The organism is Oscillospiraceae bacterium CM (genome assembly GCA_022870705.1).
Classification (GTDB): domain Bacteria; phylum Bacillota; class Clostridia; order Oscillospirales; family Oscillospiraceae; genus Sporobacter.
In genome coordinates, this window is sequence record CP072107.1 from 495,774 (window position 1) to 520,174 (window position 24,401).

The window sequence follows — 24,401 nt, forward strand, 5'->3', positions numbered from 1 at the left end:
CAGGCGGTTGATGGTGTTAACCTGCTGTTTATATTATCTCCAATAAATCCGTCAATGAGTTGAATAAAGTGTAAACTTATTGTAAATTTGTGTTTCTTGTTCTGAAAGCTAGCAATTTCTCGGGCTGATTAAAACGGGGCGGCAGGAATTGGATGGATAAAGCGACGATTTGCGCAGCCTTGCAAACACGACAAGACCGGCATATAATGGAATTGGCTCGAAAAATGCAGAAAGGACACTTATCATACCAGCCCGACATGTTTAATGCATGATTATGAAGCACGCGGTTAAAATTTCGATAATATGTCGTATAAAGATATAAGGAAGCGAAGATATGGAATCCTTCAATCAGCTCTACAAACAGATGCTAAAATCGGCTGTCAAAGGCGAGGCGACCGTGACCGAAACTGACGCACACCTGGTGGACAAGCTCCTGCATCCTGAAAAACATGCGCCCGTCTGGCAGCAAAGCCCCTGCGACTGCAAGGACGGGGAAGAGGCCCCTTGCACCGCGGCGTGCCTTTATAAGGCCATCCGGCGTGATGAAACGGGGGCGCTTATGATTGACGAGAGCCTCTGCGTTGGCTGCTCAGCCTGTATTCAGGCTTGCAAGAGCGGCAAACTGACGCAAAGCAAAGATATTCTGCCCGTGCTTGAAGCCGTTAAAAAAGCGCCCGGTACCGTCTACGCGATGGTTGCACCATCGATTATCGGCCAATTCGGGGAGGCCGCCAGTGCCGGGCGGCTGCGGTGTGCCTTTAAAAAAATCGGATTTGCCGACATGGCGGAGGTCGCGCTGTTTGCCGATATTCTGACATTAAAAGAGGCTCTTTTGTTCGACCGGGAGATTATTACCGATACCGACTATATGCTCACGAGCTGCTGCTGCCCAATCTGGATTGCCATGGTGCGCCGCGGCTATAAACAATTCGTTTCGCATCTGCCAGACCTCGTCTCACCGATGGTGGCTTGCGCGCGTGTTCTCAAACGGCTTGACCCTAAAGCCGTCACGGTCTTTATCGGGCCGTGTATCGCCAAAAAGGTGGAAGCGCGGGAAAAAGACCTTCAGGGTATTGTCGACTTTGTGCTGACATTTGAAGAGATGAAGGACCTGTTTGACGCATTTGAAATCGACATGGCGCATCTGACGGCGGAGCCTGAAGAGCAGTCGTCCCGTGCCGGGCGGATTTACGGCAGGACAGGCGGCGTCAGCGAGGCCGTCTCCGAGACGGTCAGGCGGCTGCGGCCGGGGCGGCACATTGTGGTTAAAGCCGTTCAGGCAGACGGTACAGCGGCTTGCCGAAAGCTTTTGGATGACTTGAAAAACGATGCCGTGACAGCGAATTACCTTGAGGGTATGGGCTGTGACGGCGGCTGCGTTGGAGGGCCGAAGGTTCTGATTGAAAAAGATTATGGCAGGCGTTTTGTCAATGATTATGGCGACGAGGCGTCATTTGCGACGCCGCTGGAGAATCCGGCAGTCTTGAGCCTTTTAAAAAGCCTCGGATTTGAAACGGCGGAAAGCCTCATTGAGGATGAAGATATTTTCGTTCGGCAATTCTAAGATAAAGCCGCCGCACGGTGAAACGACCAAGCGCCCCCGCCACAGTGACGGGGGCGCTTTTTTGCGTGAGGGTGCTTTTACGGATGATGCTTTCTGCGGTTTGGATAGATGGATCTGATAAGGTACCTGTGAAAGAACCAGTCGCCGACGGCAAGGATGATGGCGCTGAAAATGGCGGCACCGACTGAAATAGACGGATATCTTGACCAGAAAGTAAAGGAATAGATTGTGAGAAAAGACAAAACGGCATTGCAGAGCGTTGCGACCATATTATTGGTATGCGACAAAAGCAAAAGGTCAACAATGATATAGCCCACAACAGTGACAGCCAGCGAGATCATGAAAATCTGGCCAACTGTGAGCGCCGTCATCAGATTCAGAAGAATCTCCAAGAGAACAAGGACGATAACAAATTTAAAAAGGATTGCCACGAGATGTTTCAACTGTTTCACCTCTTTATTAATGATTTGCCAACAGATATATTTGGTGTCTTTAGAATCTCCATCGGAAAACGAGATATTCCGCTAAAAGATGGGAATACAAGATTTACCGAATAGATTTTTTAAATTACTGCACAATATTTTCGTCAGAGGTGATTTTTTGCTGACGATGCTTCGGAACATATCCTGCTATACACCAAAGCCCGTTGGGAAAAAAGACATTTTAATAGCAGGCGATAAAATTTTTAAAATAACGATGCCTGGCGTGCTGGAAGACAATATTCATCTGGCGCACACCATAGATGCCGATGGCTTATATGCGTTCCCCGGGCTCATTGATATGCATGCGCATATCACAGGCGGTGGCGGTGAAACGGGTTTTGATAGCCATGTGGGCGAACTCATGGCTGAAGACATCATTGCCGCGGGTATTACAACGCTCGTCGGCCTTCTGGGGGCGGACGGCGTCACGCGCAGCATGGAGGCTTTGTTTGCCAAGGCAAAGGCGCTGGAAGCGGCAGGGTTGACAACATATATCTATTCCGGGAGCTATGCGCTTCCGCCGGTGACGCTGACGGGGAGCCTCGTAAAGGACATGGTGTTCATTGACACCGTTATTGGCGGCGGTGAAATCGCCGTCTCTGACCACCGTTCCTCCTGCCCGAGTACTGAGGACCTGATTAAAATAGCGGCCCAACTGCACCTTGGCGGTCTGCTGGCCGGAAAGGCCGGTGTGATGCATCTGCATGTTGGCGACGGTAAAAAAGGGCTGGGTGCTGTGACGGATATCCTTGAAAATTCCGACCTGCCGATAACGATGTTTATTCCCACCCACGTCAACAGAAACCGGAAGCTTTTTAGCGAAGCCGTCGGATTCGTCAAATCGGGCGGACTGATTGACCTGACGGCAGGCGAGCGGGACGGCATCCCCGTCGCGGAGGCGGTGAGCATCCTTCTTGCCGAAGCCGCCGACCTCTCCCGCGTGTCGGTTAGCTCCGACGCCGGGGGCAGCATACCAACAGGCGGGGTGACGGAAGTGGGGGCATTTTATCGTGACTTTAAGGAAATAATACAGCAGTCGATTTTAATGCCGGGAGAAGCCGTCCGCCTCTTTTCAACAAACGCGGCGGCTGTTTTGAAATTACACCCCCGCAAGGGGAACCTTCGGGAGGGCGGTGATGCCGACATCCTGATAACAGACGACGAGCAGCGTTTGAGAATGCTTTTTGGCAAAGGAAAGCTTCTCTTCAGCAGGCCGTGACAATTGGGGAGACAGACGTGGAATCATCAAAGGGCTATCTCATCATGATCGGCGGCGCCGAGGATAAAAAAAACGGCAGCATCATTTTGCGCCAGGCAGCCGAACTCATTGTGGACACGGAGCGCCTAATTGTGCTGACGACGGCAACGGAAAAGCCGGAAGAGGCCGGACGCAATTACTTGGAGGTTTTTCACGAGCTGGGCATTAAGAACGTTCAAATCATGAACATCGCAACGCGCGAAGAGGCGGCCGACGAGGCATCTTGCACACAGCTTCACAAGGCAAAAGGCCTCTTTATGACGGGCGGCGACCAGCTGCGCCTGACGAGCATTCTGGGCGGCACAAAATTCGGTGCCGGCATTAAAAATCTCTATGCATCCGGCGGCGTCGTCATGGGGACGAGCGCGGGCGCGTCTGTCATGAGTTCAACCATGATCGTCAACGGCGACGATCATGAGCCGGCAAAAAAATGCACGCTGAAAATGGCGCCCGGTCTTGGACTCCTAGACGGCGTCATCATCGACCAGCACTTTGACCAGCGCGGGCGTTTCGGGCGGCTGATGTGCGGGATTGCGGAAAATCCCGCTGTTCTCGGCATCGGTATTGATGAGGACACGTCCATTAAGCTTTACCCAGACATGCACTTTGAGGTTGTCGGATCAAATGCCGTGACAATTCTCGATGGGCGGTCTATTCTGAGCTCCAACGTCTCTGAGCTTCAGCAAAACGAGATTCTGGCAATTGTCGGGGTCACCGTCGACATTCTGCCGCAGGGCTATGGCTTTGATCTCACAAATAGAAAGGTTATGCGATTTTAAATATGAAGGCCAATCCAATAACAATCGACGAGTTGTTTTCTTACGGCGGCAAAAACATTTACAGCCACAAGCCGGTCATCAAAATGGTTGTCGATATCGGACGGTATGGGGATATTCCGACAAAAGATATCCCGCATTTTAACGAGGAGCTTCTCGCGCTCTTTCCCGGGCTTCGGACAAACTGCTGTGCGCTTGGCTACTCCGGCGGATTTCTGGAGAGACTCCGGGAGGGGACGTATCTCGGACATGTTTTAGAGCATGTCATTTTGGAGATGCAGGTTATCTTGGGGTATGACGTGTCGTTTGGCAAAACGCGCACTGTTCAAGAGCCCGACAAATACTACCTTGTTTGCGAATATTTAAATGAAGTTTGCGCATTGGAGTGCGCCAAGGCTGCCGTCATGATTTTTAACAACCTGATTGATGGCCGCGCCGTCGCTATCGACGACCTCATGGCATACCTGAAGAAAATATCTGTCGAAGCAGAGCTTGGCCCCAGCACGCAGGCTATTGCCGACGAGGCCAAAAAGCGCGGGATTCCGGTCACGCGGATTGCCAATGAAAGCCTTATCCGGTTAGGGTACGGCAAAAACAGCCGTCTTGTAGAGTCGACGCTGACAGACGCAACAGCCTGTATCTGCGCCGATATCTCGTGCAACAAACAGCTGTCAAAGCACCTGCTCAGTGAGCAGAAAATCCCGGTGCCGTACGGCAAGGTTGTCTACTCTGAAATGTCGGCGCTGATGGCTGCCGGGCAAATCGGCATGCCGGTTGTCATTAAACCGCTTGACAGCAATCAGGGAAAAGGCGTCCATCTTAATCTGCGTGAGCCTTCGGAAATCCGGGAGGCGTTTGCCAACGCGTCCAAATATTCCAGCGGGGTCATCGTTGAACAGTATGTCACGGGGTCGGATTACCGCGTGCTTGTTGTTGGCAGCGCCGTCAAAGCTGTAGCCAAGCGCGTACCCGCCTGTGTGCAGGGTGATGGCGTTTTGACGATTCGCGCGCTTGTCGAGCGTGTGAACAGTGACCCCAACCGTGGTGATAAGCATGAGCGGCCCCTGACTAAAATCCGGCTGGATGACATCGCGGTCAAGCTGCTGGAAAAGTTCGGCATGACGCCTGATACGGTGCTGCAAGAGGGCGCAATCGTCTTTCTGCGTGAAAACGGCAATATCAGCACGGGCGGAACCGCCGTCGACTGTACGGACATCATTCACCCCGATAATGCGGAACTGGCTGTCCGCGCCGCCGCTGCGATCGGCATTGATATCGCTGGCATTGACATCGTGACGGCCGATATATCGAAGTCTATCCTTGAGACAGGCGGCGTCATCGTGGAGGTCAACACGGCGCCCGGCATACGAATGCATCTGTATCCGTCGGCCGGCAAAGCGCGTGATGTGGCGGCCGACATCGTTAGCCTTTTGTTCCCGGATGTTTCGTCAACGCAGTTCCCTATTGTCTCCGTCACGGGGACAAATGGCAAGACGACGACAGCCCGGCTTATTCAGCACGTTTTAATGACAACAGGGAAAACTGTTGGGCTGACGAGCACGAGCGGGACCTTTATCAACAAAAAATGCATTTGCCGGGGGGACAATTCCGGGCCTACGAGCGCTCGCTCGCTACTCGCGAACAAGGCCGTCGACGCCGCCGTGTTGGAGACGGCGCGCGGTGGGATCATCCGAGAGGGGCTGGGTTACGACAGCGCCGACGTTGGCGTTATTACGAACATCACGGAGGATCATCTCGGGCTTGACGGTGTTGAGACGCTGGAAGACCTCGTTTTTGTCAAATCGCTTGTCGCTGAGGCTGTCAAGGACGGCGGCTATGCTGTTGTCAATGCGCTCGACGCGGCGACACCTGGGATTTTAAAGCGCCTGATGCAAAAAAGGATCAACGCCGAACCGGTTTTGTTTTATAATGCCCCCGAAGCCGACAGTCAGTTTGACGGCCTAAACGGCATTCGCGTCTTTAATGAGGGCGGCTGGATTCGCGTCATAGACGGCGAAAAGCGCCTTGGCATTGTGCGCGTCAACGAGATTCCGGTGACACTCGGCGGGCGCATCACCTGCAATGTTGATAATGCGCTGGCAGCTACCGCGGCCCTGTACGCCCTGAAAATCCCGGCGGAACAGATCAGAGCCGGTCTGTTAAGCTTTACGGACAATATCGGCCGTTTCGAATTATACGATTACAGCGGCGTGGCCGTCATGCTCGACTATGGGCACAATCCCGCCGGATATGAAAATGCCGTCGCCGTCTGCCAAAATCTCACGCCGCGCCGCCTAATCGGTGTTGTGGGCATGCCAGGCGACAGAACGGACGCATCCATTGCGGCGGTCGGGCGCCTCTGCGGGGCGTCTTTTGACAGGCTTTATGTCAAGGAAGACACAGATAGGCGCGGCAGGGCGTCTGGCGAGGTGGCACACCGAATTGCCGCTTCGGCCTTTGAAATCGGATTTTCACGGGACAGTCTGGAAATTGTTCTAGACGAAACGGCGGCTGCCATGCAGGCCTTGACGGCAGCGCGCCGGGGAGACCTTGTTGTTATTTTTTATGAAAAACTCACACCGCTACAGCGCCTGCTCGATGAGCTGGGTGCTATTAAACAGTATCCCGGCATCAACAGCAAGATTTTAGCCTGTGTTTAATCAAGCTGACGTAATAAAACCTAAAGACCTTCTTAGAGCGCTAAACAGCCTCAGAAGGTCTTTGACTTGTCAAGATGCCCGGAAAAATTTGTCTTACCGTTTGTCAACACACCGTTGCAAATTATCGGCTGTTGTGCTTTCATAATATCAGGTGAAATTGTTGGTTGGCTTAAATTTCTGATGACGGGGAAACGGGGTGTTTTATGGTTATTGACATAAACGATGTCGGGAAGCGGTTCGGGCACTTGCGTGTCTTATCCGGCATTTCTTTAACGGCACAGCCGGGGGAGATATTGTGCTTGTTGGGGCCGTCCGGCGCCGGGAAAACGACGCTCATCCGGCTGATTACCGGCGCGCTTTGCCCCGACGGCGGGACGATTACCTACGACGGGGAGAAAATCCCGACAATGGCGTCTATCCGTCATATCGGTTATATGCCCCAAAATGACGCCGTGTACAACGACATAACAGGACTTGACAATCTCCTGTTTTTTGGCAGGCTTTACGGGCTCAAAGGCGCGCGGTTAAAGGACGCTGCCACGCGGATGCTCACGCTCGTCAATCTGACGGATGATCAAAACAAACTCGTCTGCAATTATTCCGGGGGCATGAAAAAGAGGCTGTCTTTGGCGGTTGCGCTGTTGCACGACCCGGATATCCTTGTTTTAGATGAGCCGACCGTCGGCATTGACCCGCTCCTGCGCCAGACGATTTGGGACAAATTTAACGATCTTGCCGCACGCGGCAAGACGATTATCATTTCGACGCATGTGATGGATGAAGCGGATAAGTGCAAGAAGGCGGCACTTTTGTATCAGGGGCTTTTAATCGAGCATGACACCGTTGCAGCCTTGAAGGACAAAACAGCCTCCGGCAGTTTGGAAGAGCTTTTCTTCATGGCCGGGAAAGCAGGTGCGGCGGAATGAAGGGTGTTTTTTTGAGAGTTATCCGCCAGATGGCAAACGATAAGCGCTCACTCGCGCTCATTTTTATCGCGCCGCTTATGATTCTCACACTGCTGTTTCTGCTGCTGGGAGACAGCCCATACGTCCCTAAACTGGCTGTTTCAAGCTCTATGCCGAGTCAGGCTGTGACACGCCTTGAAGAACAGGACGTGACTGTCACACATCTTGCAGCAGACGCTGATGTTGAGACACTTCTGAAAAACGGCGACATTGATGCCTACCTCTCCATGGCACCGGGCTCTGCCGACATCAAAATGCTGGAGCCGGACAGCGTAAAAATGGGGAAGATCACGACGGCCGTTAAAAACGCGCTGGAAACGTCATCTGGACAGCAGGGCCTTAGTTTCTCCTATATTTATGGTGAGGTGACAAGCACCTTTGACAGCCTCGGGTATGTCCTCTTAGGCGTGATGGCATTTTTCGTTGTCTTCATCCTGTCGGGCGTGTCGTTTATCCGCGAGCGAACAACCGGGACAATGGAAAGGCTGATGTTGACACCGGTGAAGCGCTTATCCGTTGCCGCGGGCTACACAGCCGGGTTTGGTGTTTTCGCCGCTATGCAAAGCGCCGTTTTGGTCCTTTATGCGCAAAGCGTTCTGGGACTCCATTTTTCCGGTTCTGTTCTGCTGGCTGTGCTGATTATGGTTCTCCTGGCGTTCACCGCCGTCGCGACGGGGACGTTTATCTCCATTTTTGCCAACAATGAGTTCCAGGTTGTCCAGTTCATACCGGTCATCATTATCCCGCAGATTTTCTTCTCCGGAATGATCCCGATTGACACGCTGCCCTATCATTTAGGGATTTTAAGCTACGTAATGCCGGTGTATTACGGCTGTACGGCACTGAAGGCCGTGCTCCTCAAGGGCGAAGGGATTACTGCTGTCTGGCCTTATCTGCTTGTTTTGGTGGGTTTGCTGTTGCTCCTGTCGCTGATCAATACACTGGCGCTGAAAAAATACAGAAGCATTTAATTGAATGTAAATTCAAAATGAAGAAAAGCCGACAAACAAAACGATATACGCAACGAAGAGCACCTGCCAAAGCGGCAGGTGCTCTTTTCGACCAGATTGATTTGCCCGCCATGCGGAAAAAGAAAGGCTTTATATATCGCTGTAACGGCCGCTGTTTAAAACATTTTCGATAAAAACGGTGACGACCTCTTTATCAAACTGTGTGCCGCTGTTATGAATGAGCTCTTCAACCGCTTCTTCTTTTGTCATGCGGGCGCGATAGGGCCGGTCGCTCGTCATGGCGTCATACGCGTCGGCAACGGCAATGATTTTTGACACAAGCGGGATGGCATCCCCCCGGATGCCGCGCGGATAGCCTTTACCGTCAATGTATTCATGGTGATATAGGATGTAATCGGCAATGCCGGCGTGCTCGTCAGAATTGCACAGGATACGCCAGCCGGATTCGGAATGTTTTTGAATTTCTTCGCGTTCAGTCTTCGTGAAAACGCCGCGCTTTGTCAAGATACCATCGTCGATGCCGATTTTGCCGATGTCGTGCAGCAATCCCGCAACGGAAATTTGTGTGAGCTGTTCGGCGTCAAAATTCATTTCAGCGGCGATTGCCTCAGAAATTTTGCTGACTCTGCTTGAGTGAACCACTTCGCCGGAGCACTTTTCATAAAGTGTCTTCATGATGATGCTGACGGTTTTGTTTCGTGTGCTTGCGCTCTCGTGCATTTTATTTTTATACATTTTGTTTTCCGCTTCCGAGACAACAAGGTCCATATCGGACGCAGCAGTATGCTTGACGGCGTAGCCAAAGGACAGGGAGAGGTCAAGCTGCTTGATTTTGACCTTTGATTGCAGCCTCTTGATACGGCGGACGATTTTACCAGCCTCTGCATTGTCCGTATTCGGGAGGATGATGACAAATTCATCGCCGCCGATGCGGGCAGAAATATCCTCTTTCCGGCAGCCCTCTTTGATGATAGCAGCCGCGCTGCGCAGCAGCTCGTCGCCTTGAATATGGCCGAACGAATCGTTAATAAGCTTCAGACCATTGACGTCCGCCATAACAATCGTCAACGGCATGTACTGCTCTTCGTTCATCTGGCAGAGCATCGAGTCAAAATAACGCCTGTTGTAGAGCCCTGTCAGATGGTCGTGAAAACTGAGGTATTTAATTTCCGCAAACGCCTTTTCCCGCTCTGTCACATCAAAGATGATGGAAAAAACGACCTGATCGTTATTGTGCGTAATCGGACAGGAATAAACGTCAACAACGCGTTTGTAGCCGTTTTTAAGACGGTGGGACGTAGAGTAAAACCGGCGCCTGTCGGGGTCCGAAGCCGGCTCAAAATTTTCGGGGCCGTCATTAATATTATCTATTGTGAGGGACAGCAGGTCGTCTTTCGAATAGCCGTAGAAGGAGACGGCGGCAGGGTTTGCATCAATGATCTGACCGGAAACGGGGCTTAGAAGCAGCATAATGGCGTCGTGCTCATTAAACATGGCCTGCGTCTGTTCAAACAGATTTTCCATCCGCTTTTGAACGTTTTTCTTCTCGACAGCCGTCCAAACACCGGTCATCAGCATGGTCAGCTCTGAGACGTCAACCTCGTCGTAATCGGAGGCTTTATTGGCAAGCCCAACGGCCGCGACAATTTTATCGTTGACAATAATCGGCACGGACAAATAGTTTTTAAGCGCGATATGGCCTTCCGGGTAGCCCCGCTTGAGAGGGTGCGGCATGTCGAAATTATTAAAGATTGTCGGGCTGCGGTGGCGGATGGCTTCACCCCAGATGCCTGTCTGATCGAGCGAATAAACATGCTTCATATCAGGAATCATGCAGGCGGATAAAACACCCTTTGTCCAGCAATTTAATGTCAGCTCGCGCTGGTCTTCATCATAGGTGAAGATGTACCCGTATTGGCTGCCCGTCAGAGTTAATGCTTCGCCAAGGGCGTATTCGAGCTGCTCCTGACCGGTCTGAAACGTCATCATGAAAGCGTTGGCGAGGATTCTGTGGCGCGCCATTGTCCTTTTAAGCTTTTCTTCCTGCTTTTTTTCTTCCGTAATGTCGCGGATATAAGCCCCGACCCCTGTTTTCAGATTGCCGATAGGCACCGGGAACTTGACCGCTTCATATATGGTGCCGCCGTGCGAAAACTCGGTAACGCTGCTGTTTCTGGAGGTAATAGCAGCCATGTCTGTCTCATCGGCGTGGAAATCAAGCGCGACTTCGCTGTCTTTCCGCCCGATGATCTCGGAGCTTTCAAGGCCGCAAGCGTCCAACAGCGCGTTGTTGACGATCATGTAGCGCAGATGATCGTCCTTCAGATAGATAATGTTGTTGCTCGCGTTAATAAATGTCCTGTAAAGCAGCTCGCTTTTAACGAGATCGTCCTCCAGTTCTTTATGCGAGGTGATATCCTGACAGTAAAAAAGGAAACGGTTTTCCGACTGCGCATGGGCATGAATAGACAGCCAGCGGAGCTCGCCGACTTTCGTCTTGATTTGAAGCTGGCAGTCAGCCTGTGATGCACCGATTAACTCATTAAAAAACATCAGCGCAAGGATACGGCTTTGCGCAGCGACAAGACGCTGCGGCTTGATTTTTAATAGTTCCTCCGGCGTATAGCCGGATATGGCACATGCCTGCGTATTCACGTCAAGAAATCTGCCATCAGCCGTTACGGCGACAATGCCGAGCGGTGCGGCGTCGATATAGCTTTTCAGCTTTTTTTCACTCTCAGAGGAGACTTCAAACTCTTCTTTTTCGATGGTGATATCACTGAAAAGGGTTACAAAGTAGCCGCGCTCCGGGCTGTACGCGTTAATTCTGTACCACCGCCCGAGCGCTTCTGAAAAATGCTCAAAATTAAGCACTGTCTCGTTAAGTGCCACGTCACCGTAAGCGTCAATCCAATCGAAGCGATCTTCCCGTATTGTCGGGATGACTTCTGTCACGCGCCGACCGATGACTTGAGATGCTTTGAGCCCTGTCGCCGCCTCAAAGGCGCTGTTTACATCAATATATTCATAATCAACGGGCCGCCCGTCACGGTCTTGAATGATCTGATGCAGTGCATAACCAACGGGCATGCTTTCAAGAACTTTTTTATAGGAAGTGTAGTTGTTCATAGGTGGCCTCAGTTTCAGCATGTTTTTGATTCTCGTTAATATTTTCGATACATTACAAAGCTTCATAACAGCAGAAGGAAAAATAAATGATAAAATATAAGAATAATGAAAAAAGCGCGTTCAATGTCAGAAGAGCAACGGCGCTGCTGAACAGACAGCCCAATTGCCGCCCGCAGGGACACGAAGTTGCACGATGTTTCATAGAATGGGGCGGAGTTGATCTCAATGTATTACACTGTCCAACCGGGGGATTTTCTGTATAGTATCGCTGCAAATTTCGGCGTCCCTGTTGAAGCCATTTTAGCGGCAAACCCCGGTTTAAACCCTTATAACTTGTACGCTGGTCAGGTCATCCTCATACCGGTTTACGGCTATCGCCCCTATCCCAGCTATCCGAGATACGTTTATCCGATTTTTCCGAGACCACCTTTCTTCCCCGGGGGACCCGGCCATGATCATAGGCCCGGCCCCGGACCAAGACCCGGCCCCGGCCCCGGGCCAAGACCCGGCCCCGGTCCCGGACCAAGACCCGGCCCCGGCCCCGGACCAAGACCTGGTCCCGGCCCCGGATACCGCCGATAGAATGTGACTGTTCCATCGACATGATTACCCTCCTTATTCATAAATCTTTTATCTCCCGCGGCGGCGTATTTCCGCAGGCGGGAGTCTTTTTGTGCTTGTCTCATATTTTCTCATCCGCAACATATATTTTTAATGGCTGGCAACGATATCGTGTCGGCCGGAGATTGAACGCCTCTTGCGTTCCCGCCAAGGAGTTGAATATTTTTGTATTTTCTGCTGTTTTTGTTTCTTGCCGCCGCGGCGGCCGTTTTTATCAAGGGGATTCGCATTGTCCGCCCAACACAGCGCGGATATATAGAAACGCTTGGCAAGACAGCGCGATACGCCGAACCCGGCTTTCATTGGATCATCCCGATGATTCAGTCCATGTATCTCGTGATGGTTTCCGAACAGACGGTTTTTCTTGGGCCGATGCTTGTGACAACGGAGGATAACGTCACTGTCGGGGTCAGCGCGCAGGTGACGTTTCAGGTCAAAGCCGAGCCGGATAGTGTTAGCGCCGCGCTTTATCACGCGGAGGATTATATTGAGCAGCTGTTAAATGTATCAAAAGAGGCCATACGGGATTGCATCGGCGCAAGACCCTTAGAACGCGTCATCAGTCGGAAGGAACGGCTCAGCAAAGAACTGGCGGGTCTGCTCCAAGAAAAAGCCGGCCGCTGGGGCGTTTCAATTCTTGACGCCGATGTGAGCGATTTGGATCTCCCGCGGGAACTGCGCGAGATCATTCACAAAGCGGCCTCTGCGGAATTTTTAAGGAAGGCTGCCGATGGGGCATCCCTTGCGGTTCAAATTAAAGCGACTGGTGAAAAAGCGGCGGAAATCATCAGAGCCGAGGGCATGATGCAGGCTAAAATTCTGGCGGCGGAGGGTGAAGCCGAAGCGCAGCGGATTCTAAAGGGATGATGATTCCTGAAACAGGAATTGACTTTCCAACCGGATGGTATATAGTAAAAATATAAGCTTAAGAGAGATTACGACGTTAAAAATGAAAGGGTGGGAAAAAAGATGCCAATACTTATTATTGCTGCAATCGCCGTCATCATCATATTTTTTGGCGGCATCAAAATTGTCCGGCCGACGCATCGCGGCCTCATTGAAACACTGGGTAAATATACGGGATTTGCCATGCCGGGCTTTCACTGGATCGTCCCTGTCATTCAAAAGCTTTACGTTGTCAACGTGACGGAGCAGATGGTTAACGCCGAGCCGCAGGTCATTATCACGAACGATAACTTAAACGCGACCGTTGACGCTCAGGTCTATTTCAAAGTGAAGCCTGATGAGGAGAGTGTTAAAGCCTCGATCTACAATGCCAATAATTATTACTATCAGATCGTCAACCTCGCACGGACGACGCTCCGTAATATCATCGGCACGATGTCTCTCAAATCCGCCAACAGTGAACGCGGCATTATCAATACAGACCTGCACCATACGCTTGAAACCGAAACAAAAAACTGGGGTATTGAAATCACGCGAACGGAGCTTAAGGAGATTGACCCACCGAAGGACGTTCAGGAGACAATGAACAAGGTCGTCAAGGCCGAGAACGAAAAGATCGCCGCCATCGACTTTGCAACGGCGACGGAAACGGCAGCCGACGGACAGAAACGGGCGGAAATTAAACGCGCTGAGGGCGTTAAACAAGCAAAAATCCTTGAAGCGGAAGGCGAGGCGCAGGCCATTAAGCTCGTCAACGAGGCCGCGCAGGAATACTTCGTCGGCAACGCGCAGCTGCTTCGATCGCTGCAGACTGTTGAAAACGCACTGAAAAACAACGCCAAAATCATTGTGCCGGGTGATGCACAGCTCATCAACATGATCGGCGAGATGTCCGGCGTTGTCCCAATTGAAAAGAAAAAACCTGAAAAACCCCAATAACGCCAAAAGCCCGCTGCTTCTAAAGCAGCGGGCTTTTTAAATCAGAATACGGGCGATAACAGCACCAAGAAGCTGGGCGCAAGCCGTTTTTATCGGCCATGCAGTATGCTTTTTATAGTACGTGCAGCGCGGATTGAGCCAACCTGTTCTCGCCCAATAATCATGGTCATACGTATTTCGGTATCTCAAATCGTTTTGGAAGCATTTCTGCTGCACCTTGAAGACGAGAAGCGCATAAAAAGACGGTTTCAGGATTTCTTGCCTTGAGATGGCCCGCATCAGTTTACTGATAAGCCGGCGGGCGGCATCGTCAAACGCCGGCGGCATTGCGGCAGGATCCATGAGCGCCCCCATTCGGAATTTGCGTTTGCCCACAACCTGAAAACCCCAGGAACTCAGCGCAAATATCATCGACCGAACGGCATGGTTGGACGAGCCCATCCCCGATGTTGCAACAATCAGCGCCGGTTTGCCCGCAAAAGCAGGTCTGTGACAATTAAAGGCCATGCGGTCAATAAAGTTCTTCATGGCAGCGGAAACATCTTCGACGTAGACAGGACTTGCCAATATCACGGCGTCGGCATTCTGCAAGGATTGATAAACAGAAAAGAAACCATCATGAAGCGGGCAGCTTGTTTCGCCTTTATCAAAACAGAGGCGGCAGCCACGGCAAAAAGAAAGGTTTGCGCTTGCCAAAGAGATGATCTCAAAGTCACAGGGCATGCCGTGCCGGTCTTGAGAGGCACAGACATGTTTTTGCAGCAGCGACAGTATTTGTTTTGTATTGCCCTCATTTCGAAAGCTTGATAATATGGCAACAATTTTCATATGCGGGGTTTCCTTTCAGCCGGTGTGAAGAGCTCCTTCTGCATCTTTTTGAGTTGTTTTTGAAAGAGAAACCAAAGAATAAAAAGCACCTGCAGCACCGCGCCAACGGCAAAGATGAGTCGAACTTGATACAGTGGGAAAATGATGTAGAGACCGAAGGCAACCGACCACACAAGCGCGCTGACGGCGATAAAGCGAACCTTGAGCCCCCACCAGAGCGAGGTGAAAACAATTGCAACGATACAGCTTGCGGGTATGGCGGCGATAAAACCGTACCAAGCCTTTGAAAGGGACGGCGCAAAGATCTGTAAAACCATATATGTCACAGTTGCGACGAACCAGACAAGGCCAATGGACATTAACAAAATCATCAGCCGGTTTTTATTCTTGTGCACCGGGGGCGGCGCGGGCAGCGGCGCTTTTTCACAAAGGAGGTCATTAACAGACACGCCGAACAAATCGGCCAGCAGCGTTAACACATAAATGTCGGGAACGCCTTCGGCGCGCTCCCATTTTGATACGGACTTGTCGGAATAGCTGATCTGCGCGGCAAGCTCCGATTGCGTCATATTATGCAGTTTTCTGTAATACGCCATGTTTGCGGCGATTTTCTGACGCAGGTGCATCTCATTCGGTGTGGGTGTCACCATCTGTTTACCTCTCATTCTACGCACAGTAGAGCCGTCTTTTTTACTCTATCGCAACAAGTTGTGACAGTAGAGATAAAATATTAAAGAGTAGGTTGGACTTAGTGGCTGATTTGGTTATAATGAAACCATCGGAACCGATTGTTACATAAACATATTCACATGCTTGTGCCGCGTACCCGGAAAAAAGTGTGCTGGAGGAATCAATTTGAAGAGTTTTATATTAACATGCAGCTCGACGGCGGACTTGCCCGCCGCCTATTTCGAGAGCAAGAACATCCCTTACGTCTGTTATCATGTTGAAATGGACGGCACGCAGTATTCGGATGATCTCGGGAAATCCATCTCGTTTCAAGAGTTTTACAGTAGGATTGATGCCGGGGCGATGCCCGTCACGTCGCAAATCAATGTTGACGAATTCGTGCGGTTTTTTGAGCCGTTTCTGGCGGCGGGGACCGATGTTTTGCACATTGAAATGTCCTCGGCAATATCGGGGACGTTCAATTCCGCCAGAATCGCCCGCGAAGAGCTCATGAGCCGGTATCCGGAGCGCCAGCTCTATCTTGTCGATTCGCTCGGCGCCTCCTCCGGTTTTGGGCTTTTGGTCGACGCGGCCTGGGACATGATTAATACGGGCTCAACGCTTGAAGAAACATACCTCTGGCTGGAGGAGAATAAGCTCGATGTGCATCACTGGTTCTTCTCATCAGATTTGAAGCATTACAAGAGGGGCGGCAGGATATCGGCAGCCTCGGCCGCCGTCGGGACGCTTTTAAACATTTGCCCGCTGATGAACATGAACAACAAGGGAGAACTCATCCCAAGGGCGAAAATACGGGGGAAAAAGCATGTGATCGATGAAATCGTCGCCAAGATGCGCCGCCATGCCCAAAACGGCACGGCCTATGCGGGGAAGTGTTTTATCTCCCACTCAGCATGCGAAGACGATGCCCGGCAGGTTGCCGGATTGATCGAAAGGGAATTTTCGAATTTAAACGGGGAAGTTATGATCAATAATATCGGTACCGTGATCGGCGCCCACACAGGCCCCGGTACTGTTGCGCTCTTTTTCTGGGGCGACAAGCGGATCGATTAGCGTAACGAAAACGGAGGTAAAAATTGTTCAAACAGCACTTGGCGAAGGTCATCCGGACCGTTACCGTCCCGCCGATTATGGCGCTGGCGCTTCTGATGATACTATTTGGGACTAAACCAGAGTTTTTCGGCAATTCACTGAATTTAGTCCTGGCAATACTCTTTTTGGTTGTTTTCCCGATTCTCGCGTATCCGCTGCAGCCGCTGATCCCGTATTTTCGCGGCAAAGGGCGTGACGGACAGCGCAGCCTAGCCATGTGGATGGCAAGCGCCGGGTATATTTTTGGTGCTATCACGGCGATCTTTCTGCCTGTATCAAACTACCTGCTGATTATCTATCTCACGTACCTGATTTCTGGTGTTTCGCTCGTTTTGCTCAACAAGGTTTTTAAAATCAAAGCCAGCGGGCATGCCTGCGGCGTCGCCGGGCCGGTGTTTTCACTGATTTATTTTCTGGGGCCTTGGCAGCTGTTTGGAATTCTTCTGTTGGCGGCTGTGTTTTGGGCAAGCCTTAATATGGGCCGGCACGACAAATCCGAGCTGCTCATTGGAACAACCGTCCCAACGTATGCGCTGTTGCTGTCCTTTTTAATCGTTGTGGGATATCATCCGATTTAAGCGGCCGATATGTCATTTTAACACCGCTGCCTGCCGTGTGTCGAGATTTTTTGGGAAACAGGCATGAAATGAAAGGATCGGGCTTCGCGCACGAGCGCGCGAAGCCCGAAAATAATGATATTTACAAATATTTAACATTATATGGGTTGATTTTGGCACCCAATGCCTGTATGATAATGACAAGTTATTTAAAAAGGAGGTTTCATATGATCCGACATCATGACGACGATATTGATGATATGATTTTCGACAGCGAAGACTATACAGAAAGCGATAAGTAAAGAAAACCGCAGGGCCAGGGTGAAAACCCTGGGTTTTTTTTATACCCGGATAACGTCCTTCACAAAAATTCTCGCAAGTTCGGGGTCAAACTGCGTCCCCGAATACTTGTTAATTTCCGCTACGGCTTCTGCGGCGGATAAAGACTGGCGGTATGGGCGCTCGCTTGTCATGGCGTCAAAACTGTCCGCAATTGAGACGATACGGGATATGTACGGTATTTGATCACCGCAAAGGCCTTCCGGATAGCCTGATCCGTCCCAGCGCTCATGGTGGTGCAGGACGGCCTTCGTCATGTCTGAGTCGCCGTAGGCCGTCATCAAAATCCGGTAGCCGATTTCAGGATGCTGGCGCACTAAATTAAACTCGGGATCTGTCAGTTTGCCGGGTTTATTCAAAATTTCGTCACTGATGGCAATCTTGCCAATGTCGTGCAGAAAGCCGATCATATTGATGAGGCTTGAATCAACGGTCGAGTGACCAGCCGCCTCCGCCAAGAGACGAGACAGCTCGCCGACTCGTCTGGAATGCGCTTCTTCCCTGGAATTTTTCTCATGCAGCGTTCGCATAATAAGACTGACGGATTTACTGCGGAGGCTGGTGCTGTTGACGATTTTATAATCGTACATGATGTTTTCAGCTTTATTGATGACATCAATCATTTTTTCATCCGGCATAAGCCGCGTGTACCAGCCAAAGGTTATATCCACCCCCGATGCCTTGGTGAAGTTTATTGAACAGTCATTACGCAGTCGGTGGATGAAGGCTTCCGCCTGTAAGAAAGTCGTATTTGGCAGGAGGATAATGAATTCGTCACCGCCCCAGCGGGCTAGAATATCGCCGTCACGGCAGACCTTTTGGATGGCGGCTGCCGAGAGTTTAAGCAGCTCATCACCGCGTGTGTGCCCGAATGCATCGTTAATGAGCTTCAGGCCGTTAAAATCACCGATGACGACTGAAATGGGGCATTCAAGGTCATTTTCGAGACGGCAAATGACTTTTTCAATATACTTTCTGTTATACAAGCCGGTCAGCTCGTCATGGTAGGCCAGATATGTAATATCCGCGCTTGTCTTATTAACCTTCTTCATGGTACTGAACATCAAAAAGAAAAAAACGCTCGCCGTTGTCAAAATAAAGAAAAGCCCTTTGAGCGTACTGATTAGAACAAGATTTTCTGGATGGACGGCAATAAGGTCCATGACCCAATCAGACAGTAATATCCACAAGCTGCCAATAAAGAAATAAACGAGGGCAGCCTTGAGAGACTGCACAAAAGCGCTTAAAGGGCGGCTGGTCATCAAGTGTTTCAGTCGGGGACATAGGTGCCCGCCTTTTGTCGTCATGTCGATCACCTCGCAGATACTTAATATATTTTACATAAATTGCAAGTGCAAATTGAACACCCCGAGGCAAAATCGTTCCCATCAATTAACCTTGGACACAGATGGTGCCGCAGGCGCTGTCTGTGCCAAGGTTGTCGCAGCCGTCAGGCTGCGTATTCGGAATCAAGAAAGGCTTCAAATAGTTCCTCTGGCGTGTGGTATCCGAGCTTCTTCCGGGGTCGCCCATTTAACTCATCAGCAGCGGACAGGATGTCCTCGTCTGTATACTGCTCAATAGATGTTCCCTTTGGAACGAAGGTCCGGAACAGTCCATTATGCCTTTCGTTCTGAGGACGTTCCCAAGAGCTGTATGGGTGGGCAAAGTAGATCTGGGAACCCCAAGCCTCGACTTCTGCAAAGTCGGCGAACTCGCTGCCGTTGTCTACGGTAATCGTCTTAAAAATCTGTGAAAAACGTTCCCCGTACTCAGCGCGTAGGCTTTTCATGGCAGACATCACCGCATCACTGGTCTTTCCGGGAATACGAATGGCGATGTAGTGCTCGGTCTTCTTCTCCAGCAGAGAGAGTACAACTGCCTCTTTCCCAGCTCGTTTTCCAACCACGGTGTCGCCCTCCCAGTGGCCGCCTTCTATACGAAGGGAAGCGATCTCAGGACGGGCGGAAATGCTTGTGCCGTAGTGCTTTTTGTTTTCCCTGCCCCTGGCCTTTCGGGTGCTGCGTTTTAAGGCTTCCGGCAGTTCGGTCGGCGTGATGGGAAGCAAGCCTGCCCAGACCATGTTGTACAGAGTGCGGGTACAAACCATCTGATCTTCACTGTACAAACGCTGTCGCTTCGCATATCCGCAGCAGGAATCCAGCGACCACTTGTGTTCCCGGATCTGCTTGACTACCCAGTCAATGAAAGTCTTGCAGGAGCCTGCTTTGAGGGGCTTGACACAAGCCCTTCGATTAGCCTTGTAGATGGCCTCGCCGAGTTTCGGAGAATAGCCAGGTGCTTGGCCCCTGTTGCTCTTCCGTGTCGGTGTACCTCGCCTTAACTCGTATGAGATGGTGGACGGTGAACAGCCAATGTTTCGGGCGATGCCGCGTACGCCAAGTCCCTGCTTCAAGAGGGCTTTGACAGCACCACGATCTTCCAAGCTCAAGTGTTGCCCTTTCTTGCGTTCTGCGCTGACTGTGATAGAATCATTGTTATCCATAGTGATTGTATCCTTTCGGTGGCAGATGTTGTGTAGGAACTACATTTTACCACGAAGAATAATCACTATGGATTTTTCTGTTCAAGTGTTCAATTTCATTTTACAATCAACCTTAATATATTTTATCGATAACCCGAGACAAAAGTTTAAGTAAATTTCTGTGAAAAAGAAGGCGTTATATCCAGCTTATAACCATAATTTACAGTTTGAAAAATAGTTACAAATCGGTTACAATAACGATGGTCTTGCAAGACAATACCGGTTAAGGAGGAAACAGAAATGTGTTATTCACAGATGTGGAGCCTTATCTGCAATTACTTAAATAAGTGCTGTGGCTTCACCGGATGCCACTTCTAAAAAGAAATCAAAGCACGGAAAAACGGGTTTGCCGAATTGTTGCAAACCCGTTTTTCCGTTATTTTCAATAATCCTTATACGCGGCTGTAACGTGTGACGCGTCACAAAACGGCTTGTTTTCCGAGCGGCCGCATCGGCAGAGGACGACACGGCTTCTCGGCTCGTAGACTGTGCCGTCCGCACTCTCAATGGGAACATATCCTTGAACAAATATCCCCGCGCTGACATTTTTTTCAGGATCCTGCAAAACCGCAGCAGCGGGGGGAACTTCCGGTTCCAGCAAATAGCCGGATTTCGTTACCGCCGTGAGGCGGCCTGCCGGGCAGTCAGCGGCTGCGCGGATAGCCTCCCGCTGGTTGAGCGGGTCGTCGGAGGACATTGTCAGCTGCCAGGCGTCGCCTCTGTCACGATGACAAAAGCGGGCGAAGGCACAGCGGTCATCATCCAAGAGGTCAAGCGCCGGACCTTCAAGGACCGCCGCACGCTCCAGATATGGCCTTTTCGACGCCGTTTCCACCCCGACAAAGCCGACGTGCTCATGCGTGCCGTCACAAAAAGGGGCGTTCTTGGAGCGGCCGCACCGGCAAAGCGCGTAAGTGCCAGCCTGTTTCAGGGGGCGGCCTTCCCGATACACGTACCCACGGCCGGACGGCGTGATGATTTTTTCGGTGAGCGGGAGCGCACCCGTCACGATATAGGGACCTTTTCGCTTAATGATAATTTTCTTACTCATTGATTTCCTTCTCTTTTGCGCGTTTTTTATATTTTATAGCACAAGCAAGCCGGATGCAACCAGTTTGTCATGTGGCAAGCGAAAGATGGCTTTTTGAGCCACGACATGACCCGCTGTCTGAAACAGGGCACGTTTTGTTGACAGGGCTTCCGGCAAACGGTAAGATGAAAAAGATAGAGAATGACTTTAATCATTTTTTAATCGTTCCCACAGTGTTTTTTAAGCCTTCTCCGGTATGATATGGTCAGAAACAATGAAGGAGGCCAATGAGCATGGCAACATTTGAACAGGTGGAAAAACTGCGCGAGAAGGCAAACGTCACTTATGAGGACGCAAAGGCGGCGCTCGATGCGTCGAACGGCGACCTGCTCGACGCGCTCATTTATCTTGAAAAACAAGGGAAGGTCAACGCCCCGCCCGGCGGCGGCTATTACACCAGCAGCAGCGCCGAAGAGGAGAAAAGCGCGCCCAGCACCGGAACCGAACGGCAGGCGCGCGGGACGGGCAGCTTTGCCGAAGCCATGAAAAAAATCGGGCGATTCTGCGCCAACGTTTTCCGTATCGGCAACAGCAACTATCTAGAAGCCGAGAAAAACGGCGAGACACTGATCTCCTGCCCGGTAACGGCGCTTATCTTGCTGCTGATTTTCTTCTTCTGGGTCGTCGTCCCGCTCTTAATCATCGGGCTATTTTTCGGCTTCCGCTATCATATCCGCGGCAGGGAGTTGGGGACGGACGCTGTCAACAAGGTGATGGATGGGGCCTCGACAACGGCAGAAGATATTAAAAAGAATTTTCAGGATGAAAAATAAAAATTCAGGAGCGGAGGATTCGAATGGGCGCGCGGATACTGCTGATTGAAGATGAGGAAAAGCTGGCCCGCTTTGTTGAGCTTGAGCTCTCCTACGAAGGCTATACAGTGACGAAAGCCTATGATGGCAGAACGGGCTGCGAGTTGGCTGTGAGCGGTGGCTTTGACCTCATCCTCCTCGATATCATGCTCCCGGAACTCAATGGGATGGAGGTGCTGCGGCGTGTTCGCCGCAGCGCGCCAATCCCTGTTATTATGTTAACGGCACGCGACAGTGTGACCGACAAGGTGGCAGGCCTTGATCTCGGTGCCGACGACTATATTACTAAGCCCTTTGCCATTGAAGAGCTTTTGGCCCGTATTCGCGCAGCCCTGCGCAAAAAGGCAGCAGTGCCCGATAACGAGATCCTATCGGCCAGCACCGTCCTGCTCGATGTGCGGCGCCGTACCGTCTCCGTCGGCGGCAAATCCGTTGAGCTGACGAAGCGGGAATTTGACCTTTTGCAGTATCTCTTAAAAAATAAAGGCCTTGTCGTCACACGAGAGGCACTTTTAGAAAACGTTTGGGATTTCGAATTTGACGGCGGGACAAATACCGTGGACGTCTATATCCGTTTTCTCCGCGGCAAAATCGACGAGGTCCACGACCTGAAGCTCATTCACACCGTTCGCGGCGTGGGATATGTGATTAAAGATGAATGAAACGAAAAAAGCATCCGAACCTGCGGCGCGCGTTGGCACGTCAATTGCCAAAAAGCTGAAGGCCCGGCTTTTCTGGCGGCTCGTCGGTATTTTTCTTGCCGTCGACCTTTTTGTTTGCCTGATTGCTGCCGCGTCCCTTGTTGTCTACAGTGAAGAGCGGGCGGGGGAGGGCGCCGCGCTGCTTTCGGCATCAATCCCTTCCGAAGCGGACCTCGCGACGCTCAGCCGCCTAAGTGACATTATAATCGCACCGGTGACGCAACAGGTGCAGGGGTTTTTCCTCCCCAAGCCGCTGAAACACTTCGTCCCGGCTGCGACACAAGATGGCACGAGGCGTGTTGAGCTCGGCGCGGGGGAGAGCGTTACCGACCGCCTTAGCGGTCTTCGCTACACGATTTATGTTAACACGGGCGGCACACCGTATCAAATCTCCGTCATGCTCGGATCCTTTTGCCGGTTGTTTGAGCTGGCACTCGTTGCGCTCAGCGTGTTTCAGTTACTGAGCCTTCTCACGCGCACAGCCGGAGACAGGCGTTTTATCCGGCGGACGCTGGAGCCTATTACAGCCCTGACGCGGGCTGCGCAGGATTTGAACGCCGTATCGAAAAAGCTTGACCCTGAAAAGATGGCGGCTCTGGCCGGGAAGCTGGAAGGCATCAACGCCGCCCGGCTCGATACCCGCATACAGGTCGACGAGACGCAGGAGGAACTTAAAAGCTTGGCGCGGGCGATTAACAGCATGCTCGACCGGATTAATGAGGCCTATTCGGCTCAGGTGCGCTTTGTCTCGGACGCCTCACACGAGCTGCGCACGCCGATTTCTGTGATACAGGGGTATGCCAATCTGCTGGATCGCTGGGGGAAAAACGACGAAAAAACACTGCAGGAGTCCATCAGCGCGATCAAGGAAGAGGCCGCCAATATGAAAGACCTTGTCGAGCAGCTGTTGTTTTTGGCGCGCGGCGATAACAATACGATCCTTTTGCAGACGGAGACGTTTGATTTGGGCGCATTGGTTGAAGAAGTCTCCGGCGAGATGAGAATGATCGATCCGGCGCACACGTATGAAGTCCTGTCGGCGCACACAGTCGTCAGCGCCGACAGGGCGCTTGTGAAGCAGGCTCTGCGCATTTTAGTGGACAACGCCGTTAAGTATACGGACGCTGGCGGGAAAATCACGCTGTCAGCCGCGCAGGACGCCGGTTTTGCGGCGATGACCGTTTCAGACGAGGGCATCGGTATCAGCGCCGATAATATCCCGCACATCTTTGACCGTTTTTACCGGGCGGATGCCTCGCGTGCCAGAGCCACGGGGGGCGCCGGACTCGGCCTTGCCATTGCCAAATGGATCGCCGCGCGCCATGACGGGCACTTGACGGTTTTGAGCCGTGAGGGCATTGGGACAAGGATGACGCTGGCGCTGCCGTTATCGGCGGCCGCTCTACCCGAGCGCGTCTGACGCGGTCGGAAAATCATTGAACGCAAAAAAGTGCAGCGCCTTTTTGACGCTGCACT

General features: G+C 51.5%; 20 protein-coding genes and 1 pseudogene. 14 read left to right on the plus strand and 7 right to left on the minus strand.

What is annotated here, in order from left to right:
• The first annotated feature begins 334 nt into the window (after window positions 1-334).
• Complete coding sequence (locus IZU99_02505; GenBank protein ID UOO38150.1) at window positions 335-1,564, plus strand: 4Fe-4S binding protein; 1,230 nt, start codon at window positions 335-337, stop codon at window positions 1,562-1,564.
• A 77-nt stretch (window positions 1,565-1,641) separates the two neighbouring features.
• On the opposite strand, the gene IZU99_02510 is transcribed toward IZU99_02505, so the two are convergent.
• Complete coding sequence (locus tag IZU99_02510) at window positions 1,642-2,007, minus strand: DUF2512 family protein (protein ID UOO38151.1); 366 nt, start codon at window positions 2,005-2,007, stop codon at window positions 1,642-1,644.
• Between the two features lie 157 nt (window positions 2,008-2,164).
• Between IZU99_02510 and IZU99_02515 the strand changes: the two genes are divergently transcribed.
• The 5 genes from IZU99_02515 (at window position 2,165) to IZU99_02535 (ending at window position 8,676) form a co-directional block, all read left to right on the plus strand.
• A complete protein-coding gene (locus IZU99_02515) occupies window positions 2,165-3,265 on the plus strand; it encodes a beta-aspartyl-peptidase (protein UOO38152.1) in 1,101 nt (366 codons plus the stop codon).
• Between the two features lie 44 nt (window positions 3,266-3,309).
• Window positions 3,310-4,083, plus strand: a complete 774-nt coding sequence (locus IZU99_02520; protein UOO38721.1) for a cyanophycinase — start codon at window positions 3,310-3,312, stop codon at window positions 4,081-4,083.
• A 2-nt stretch (window positions 4,084-4,085) separates the two neighbouring features.
• Window positions 4,086-6,740 (plus strand): cyanophycin synthetase, encoded by a 2,655-nt coding sequence (cphA, locus tag IZU99_02525; GenBank protein UOO38153.1) that lies wholly within the window; start codon window positions 4,086-4,088, stop codon window positions 6,738-6,740.
• Window positions 6,741-6,943: 203 nt separating this feature from the next.
• On the plus strand, window positions 6,944-7,666 hold the full coding sequence (locus IZU99_02530) for an ABC transporter ATP-binding protein (protein ID UOO38154.1): 723 nt from the start codon (window positions 6,944-6,946) through the stop codon (window positions 7,664-7,666).
• Window positions 7,663-8,676: an ABC transporter permease gene (locus IZU99_02535; protein UOO38155.1), complete on the plus strand. Its 1,014-nt coding sequence runs from the start codon at window positions 7,663-7,665 to the stop codon at window positions 8,674-8,676. The genes IZU99_02530 and IZU99_02535 overlap by 4 nt, the downstream gene beginning before the upstream one ends.
• Window positions 8,677-8,805: 129 nt before the next feature.
• Here IZU99_02535 and IZU99_02540 read toward each other — a convergent pair whose 3' ends face one another.
• On the minus strand, window positions 8,806-11,805 hold the full coding sequence (locus IZU99_02540; protein ID UOO38156.1) for a PAS domain S-box protein: 3,000 nt from the start codon (window positions 11,803-11,805) through the stop codon (window positions 8,806-8,808).
• 225 nt (window positions 11,806-12,030) lie between these two features.
• Between IZU99_02540 and IZU99_02545 the strand changes: the two are divergent.
• From IZU99_02545 to IZU99_02555, 3 genes and pseudogenes are all read left to right on the plus strand, one after another.
• Window positions 12,031-12,168, plus strand: a pseudogene (locus IZU99_02545) (LysM peptidoglycan-binding domain-containing protein).
• Window positions 12,169-12,591: 423 nt separating this feature from the next.
• Window positions 12,592-13,293, plus strand: a complete 702-nt coding sequence (locus IZU99_02550; protein ID UOO38157.1) for an SPFH/Band 7/PHB domain protein — start codon at window positions 12,592-12,594, stop codon at window positions 13,291-13,293.
• A gap of 102 nt (window positions 13,294-13,395) precedes the next feature.
• A complete protein-coding gene (locus IZU99_02555) occupies window positions 13,396-14,271 on the plus strand; it encodes an SPFH/Band 7/PHB domain protein (protein UOO38158.1) in 876 nt (291 codons plus the stop codon).
• Window positions 14,272-14,307: 36 nt separating this feature from the next.
• On the opposite strand, the gene IZU99_02560 is transcribed toward IZU99_02555, so the two are convergent.
• Window positions 14,308-15,099, minus strand: a complete 792-nt coding sequence (locus IZU99_02560) for an NAD(P)H-dependent oxidoreductase (protein ID UOO38159.1) — start codon at window positions 15,097-15,099, stop codon at window positions 14,308-14,310.
• Complete coding sequence (locus IZU99_02565; protein ID UOO38160.1) at window positions 15,096-15,749, minus strand: helix-turn-helix transcriptional regulator; 654 nt, start codon at window positions 15,747-15,749, stop codon at window positions 15,096-15,098. The genes IZU99_02560 and IZU99_02565 overlap by 4 nt, the downstream gene beginning before the upstream one ends.
• 205 nt (window positions 15,750-15,954) lie before the next feature.
• On the opposite strand from IZU99_02565, the gene IZU99_02570 reads away from it, so the two are divergent.
• Window positions 15,955-16,842 (plus strand): DegV family protein, encoded by an 888-nt coding sequence (locus IZU99_02570; GenBank protein UOO38161.1) that lies wholly within the window; start codon window positions 15,955-15,957, stop codon window positions 16,840-16,842.
• 23 nt (window positions 16,843-16,865) lie between these two features.
• Entirely contained in the window at window positions 16,866-17,459 is a 594-nt protein-coding gene (locus IZU99_02575) for a hypothetical protein (protein ID UOO38162.1), read from the plus strand.
• 320 nt (window positions 17,460-17,779) lie between these two features.
• Here the strand turns inward: IZU99_02575 and IZU99_02580 are convergent, their stop codons facing one another.
• The 3 genes from IZU99_02580 to IZU99_02590 all read right to left on the minus strand — a co-directional run bounded on the left by IZU99_02580 (window position 17,780) and on the right by IZU99_02590 (window position 21,373).
• Window positions 17,780-19,084, minus strand: a complete 1,305-nt coding sequence (locus tag IZU99_02580; GenBank protein ID UOO38163.1) for a diguanylate cyclase — start codon at window positions 19,082-19,084, stop codon at window positions 17,780-17,782.
• A 143-nt stretch (window positions 19,085-19,227) separates the two neighbouring features.
• Complete coding sequence (locus tag IZU99_02585; GenBank protein ID UOO38164.1) at window positions 19,228-20,283, minus strand: IS30 family transposase; 1,056 nt, start codon at window positions 20,281-20,283, stop codon at window positions 19,228-19,230.
• A 421-nt stretch (window positions 20,284-20,704) separates the two neighbouring features.
• On the minus strand, window positions 20,705-21,373 hold the full coding sequence (locus IZU99_02590) for a CDGSH iron-sulfur domain-containing protein (protein ID UOO38165.1): 669 nt from the start codon (window positions 21,371-21,373) through the stop codon (window positions 20,705-20,707).
• A gap of 272 nt (window positions 21,374-21,645) precedes the next feature.
• Here IZU99_02590 and IZU99_02595 point away from each other — a divergent pair, with 272 nt between their 5' ends.
• Genes IZU99_02595 through IZU99_02605 form a run of 3 tightly spaced genes read left to right on the plus strand, consistent with a single transcriptional unit; the run spans window position 21,646 to window position 24,345 of the window.
• Window positions 21,646-22,185, plus strand: a complete 540-nt coding sequence (locus IZU99_02595; protein UOO38166.1) for a ubiquitin — start codon at window positions 21,646-21,648, stop codon at window positions 22,183-22,185.
• 23 nt (window positions 22,186-22,208) lie between these two features.
• Complete coding sequence (locus IZU99_02600) at window positions 22,209-22,886, plus strand: response regulator transcription factor (GenBank protein UOO38167.1); 678 nt, start codon at window positions 22,209-22,211, stop codon at window positions 22,884-22,886.
• Window positions 22,879-24,345 carry a HAMP domain-containing protein gene (locus tag IZU99_02605; protein UOO38168.1) on the plus strand — a complete coding sequence of 489 codons (1,467 nt, stop codon included), beginning with the start codon at window positions 22,879-22,881 and terminating at the stop codon, window positions 24,343-24,345. The genes IZU99_02600 and IZU99_02605 overlap by 8 nt, the downstream gene beginning before the upstream one ends.
• The last annotated feature ends 56 nt before the right edge of the window (window positions 24,346-24,401 follow it).